A 4,241-nucleotide genomic window follows, 5' to 3' on the forward strand; every position below is an offset into this window, starting at 1 on the left:
CCTCAATTTTCTGCCATCCTCGCTACGGGCGCTATTCTCGGACAGCCTCCTGGCTCTGGCAACAAGCGGATTGATATCAATGAACAAATCGGATTCCAGACCCACCCTGAGTTACAAGGATGCCGGTGTCGATATCGACGCGGGAAATACTCTGGTTGAGCGCATTAAACAGGTTGCCAGGGCCACCTCCCGCCCTGAGGTGATGGGTGGTCTTGGGGGTTTTGGAGCGCTGTGCCAGCTGCCGGCCGGGTATCAAGAACCGGTTCTGGTTTCCGGCACCGATGGCGTAGGCACCAAACTGAAGCTGGCCATGGAGCTGGGCATGCATGACCATATCGGTATCGACCTGGTGGCCATGTGCGTCAACGACCTGCTGGTTTGTGGTGCCGAACCGCTGTTCTTTCTGGACTATTACGCCACCGGCAAATTAAATGTGAATGTGGCTGAACGGGTGGTCACCGGGATTGGCAAAGGCTGCGAACTCTCTGGCTGCGCCCTGATCGGCGGTGAAACCGCCGAAATGCCCGGTATGTACCAGGGTGAGGATTACGACCTGGCGGGTTTCTGTGTCGGTGTTGTTGAAAAGTCTGAAATTATTGATGGCAGCAAAGTCTGCGCCGGTGATCTGTTAATCGGTTTACCATCCAGCGGACCCCACGCCAACGGTTATTCACTGATCCGCAAGGTGCTGGAAGTGGCTGGTTCAGACCTCAACACCACGCTGGCAGGCAAACCGCTGGCAGAGCACTTGATGGCGCCAACGCGCATTTACGTCAAATCACTGCTGCAGCTGCAAAAGGAACTGCCAATTCACGCCATGGCTCACATTACCGGGGGCGGCCTGCCTGAGAATCTGCCCAGGGTAATCCCCGGGGGCTGTTGTGCGGTGATCAACACAAAGAGTTGGGAAATCCCGGCCATCTTTCGTTTTCTGCAGGAAAAGGGCAATATTGCCGCCTTTGAACTCTACCGTACTTTCAACTGTGGTATCGGTATGGTGCTCTGTATCCCCGCAAGCCATCGGGAGCAGGCCATCAAGCGTTTGGCAGCGTTGGGAGAACAAAGCGTCATTATTGGTCAAATTGAATCCGCAGACAGCGATAGCGAACCTGTGGTGTTTCAATAACCGGAGCATTTGACAGTCCTGTCTGACGGCCGGATCACCCTGTCATTCAAGCCAATGGGATTCCAACCGAATAATCATTGAAAGCATTCAGGAAACAGCAGTGAGCGAGAAAAAACGAGTTGTCGTTCTGCTATCAGGTAACGGCAGTAATCTTCAGGCACTTCTGGATCAGGAACATCACTACAGTTATCAAATTGTCGGGGTCATCAGCAACGCACCAGAAGCTTTCGGGCTGGAAAGGGCCAGACAACACAAAGTCGCGGCCATTGGTCTGGACTACAAAAACTTTTCCTCCCGAAGCGCCTTTGACCAGAGACTGGCGGCAGAGGTTGGCCGCTTTGCGCCGGACCTTGTGGTACTGGCCGGTTATATGAAAATTCTGAGCCCCGGGTTTGTGGAAAAATTCACTGGCAGATTGATCAATGTTCATCCATCCCTGCTCCCGGAATACAAAGGCCTTGGTACCTATAGTCGAGTACTTGCCGATAAAAAGCCGCGCCACGGCTGTACTGTTCATTTTGTAACACCAGAACTGGACAGTGGTACCCACATCCTTCAGGCTTCAATGACTGTCCGGCCCACCGATAATGAAGAGAGTCTGAAACAACGCGTCCAGGCCATGGAGCACCGCATTTACCCCCTGGCTGTACATCTGATCACTTCCGGCAGACTTCTACTGAAGGGTGGCGACGTGCTACTGGATGATCACCCTATTGACCCACTGGGCTACCAACTGCAGGAAAACGCCCTGGAACTGGCATGATAGATCAGGTTCATAGCTTGTTCATCGCCACACTGTGAGCTTGACATCCTCCCACCACTAAGCGGATGGCGGCCCCACCCGGGTTCTCCGAGCTATGGGTGGAGTATTCTGCGAGAATGGATAAACAATCAATGACCATTCACCCCAATAAATATGGTGCAAATAGTCTGAGAGTCGCCCTTGCCATGATTCTGATGCTAACGGGCAATACGGGCTTTGGGGCCACCCAAACCAAAACAACCAAGAGCACGAATCCCACAGCTTTCACGCTCAAGCCCTATTCCGCCATTTATAAGGCATCCATCAAAGGGGTGCCCCTGGGTGGTTTTGGAGAAAGATCCCTGAGACAAAATGCTGATGGCACCTGGACCCTTGAGTTCAGTGCCGATGCGACGTTTTTCGGGATGAAAGAGACCAGCCATTTTGCCTTTAAGGGTGCCCGGCTGATCGCCAACCAATACGTGCAACAAAGAACGGGGCTTGGCAACAAACCAACGGAATATGCCACTTTTGACTGGCCCGGCAATAAGGTCAACTGGCAACAGGGTCACCGGCAGTGGTCAACAGACCTGAAACCGGAAACCCTGGACAACCTCAGTTACCAACTGAAACTGCGTATGGATCTGGCGGCTGCCCATGGCCAACCGCTACACTATGACATTGCCGATAACGATGAAGTCTATCAACGCACATTCACCATCGAAGGCGAAGAGATTTTAACAACTGACCTTGGCAACCTGAAAACCGTCAGAGTCAAAATACACAGAGACAGCGATGAACGAGCGACCTGGATCTGGTTTGCCAAAAACTATGACTACTTTCTGGTCAAGCTGTTGCAGGAAGAAAAAGGCACGGCCTACACCATAGAGATCAAAGAGGCTGCCATTGATGGACAGCCACTGAAAAAGAAACAAACCCAAAAACGGTCTGAACGACCCAAACATCTCTGATCTATTTTTTCCTTATATCTGAAGGAGCCTGAAATGCGATTTCTTCACACCATGCTGCGGGTTGGCAACCTGGATCAATCTATCCAGTTCTATACGGAAATTCTCGGCATGAAACTGCTGAGAAAACAAGACAACGAACAGTATAAATACACCCTCGCTTTTGTTGGCTATGCCGATGAATCCGAGCAGGCAGTGATTGAACTGACCTACAACTGGGGCACTGAACAGTACGACCTGGGCAATGCCTTTGGTCATGTAGCCCTGGGGGCTGATGATATTTATGCCACCTGTGACGCCATCCGTAAGGCTGGCGGAAAAATCACCCGGGAACCTGGCCCGGTGCTTGGAGGTACCACTGAAATTGCGTTTGTAGAAGATCCGGACGGGTACAAGATTGAGCTGATTCAAGCCAAAGCTGCTGGTGAAGGGCTTAACGGCCAGCAGGTTGGCCGAGCATGACAGCTACTTGTGGGTATTGTGAGGAATTCCAACGAAGATACAGCTGTTTAAAATGGCTGCGCAGTTCATATACAGAAGGTCGAATTGGTATTACTGCTCGTCGGGCTTACTCAGATCCCATATCTTTATCGTACCGTCAATAGAGGCCGAGGCCAGCCGCCCATCGGCCAACACGATAACTGATTTCACACAACCGGTATGGCCACCCAGCGTCGCCACGCATTGCTGTCCATCGGGCTTGCTCAGATCCCATATCTTTATCGTACAGTCAGTACCACCTGAAGCCAGCCGCCCATCGGCCAACACGATAACTACTAATGTCACACAATCGGTATGCCCACCCAGCGTCGCCACACATTGCTGCCCATCGGGCTTACCCGGGTCCCACACCCTGATGGTCTTGTCAATAGAGCCCGAAGCCAACCGACCACCGGGAAACTCGGTGATACATAGCACCTTGGCGGTATGCCCATTCAGCGTGGCCACGCATTGTTGCCCTTCGGGATAACTCAGATCCCACACCCTGATGGTCTTATCATTAGAAACCGAAGCCAACCGGCCATCGCCTAATGCCATGACTGATCTCACAAGGAGGGTATGCCCATTCAGCGTCGCCACGCATTGCTGCCCGGGGGGCTTGCTCAGATCCCATACCTTTATGGCATAGTCAAAACAGGTAGAAGCGAACCGTTCATTGGCCAATGGAAACACTAATAGTTCCCAGTCGTTATGCCGATTCAGCGTCGCCACGCATTGCTGCTTGTCTGGCTTGCCAAGATCCCACTCCCTGATGTTCAAACTATTGGAGCACGAAACCAGCCGCCCATCGGCAAATTGCCTGACAAAGTGCACCCGGCTGGCATGACCATTGAGCGTCGCCACGCATTGCTGCGTAAGCGTCCAAACAGGGGGCAGACTCCCCCTACTTGTCGAGATCGGCTTT

The 4,241-nt window shown here is 52.5% G+C and carries 5 protein-coding genes; 4 read left to right on the plus strand and 1 reads right to left on the minus strand.

Annotation, left to right across the window (positions count from 1 at the left end; all coding sequences use genetic code 11):
- The first annotated feature begins 79 nt into the window (after window positions 1-79).
- The 4 genes from purM to gloA all read left to right on the plus strand — a co-directional run bounded on the left by purM (window position 80) and on the right by gloA (window position 3,298).
- Complete coding sequence (purM, locus tag KDK14_RS17865) at window positions 80-1,126, plus strand: phosphoribosylformylglycinamidine cyclo-ligase (protein WP_257266553.1); 1,047 nt, start codon at window positions 80-82, stop codon at window positions 1,124-1,126.
- Between the two features lie 100 nt (window positions 1,127-1,226).
- Window positions 1,227-1,889 (plus strand): phosphoribosylglycinamide formyltransferase, encoded by a 663-nt coding sequence (gene purN, locus KDK14_RS17870; RefSeq protein ID WP_257266549.1) that lies wholly within the window; start codon window positions 1,227-1,229, stop codon window positions 1,887-1,889.
- A 116-nt stretch (window positions 1,890-2,005) separates the two neighbouring features.
- Window positions 2,006-2,839: a DUF3108 domain-containing protein gene (locus tag KDK14_RS17875; protein ID WP_257266550.1), complete on the plus strand. Its 834-nt coding sequence runs from the start codon at window positions 2,006-2,008 to the stop codon at window positions 2,837-2,839.
- A gap of 33 nt (window positions 2,840-2,872) precedes the next feature.
- Window positions 2,873-3,298, plus strand: a complete 426-nt coding sequence (gloA, locus tag KDK14_RS17880) for a lactoylglutathione lyase (protein WP_257266551.1) — start codon at window positions 2,873-2,875, stop codon at window positions 3,296-3,298.
- Between the two features lie 90 nt (window positions 3,299-3,388).
- Here gloA and KDK14_RS17885 read toward each other — a convergent pair.
- On the minus strand, window positions 3,389-4,241 hold an 853-nt coding region (locus KDK14_RS17885), incomplete at its 5' end, for a WD40 repeat domain-containing protein (RefSeq protein WP_257266552.1).

The organism is Endozoicomonas sp. ONNA2, from assembly GCF_024606365.1.
In the GTDB taxonomy this organism is placed as follows: domain Bacteria; phylum Pseudomonadota; class Gammaproteobacteria; order Pseudomonadales; family Endozoicomonadaceae; genus Endozoicomonas.

What these genes read in the sequence shown, in the direction of transcription:
- purM (WP_257266553.1), top strand. Translation starts at nt 80, where the DNA reads ATGAACAAATCGGATTCCAGACCCACCCTGAGTTACAAGGATGCCGGT.
- KDK14_RS17875 (WP_257266550.1), top strand. Translation starts at nt 2,006, where the DNA reads ATGGATAAACAATCAATGACCATTCACCCCAATAAATATGGTGCAAAT.
- gloA (WP_257266551.1), top strand. Translation starts at nt 2,873, where the DNA reads ATGCGATTTCTTCACACCATGCTGCGGGTTGGCAACCTGGATCAATCT.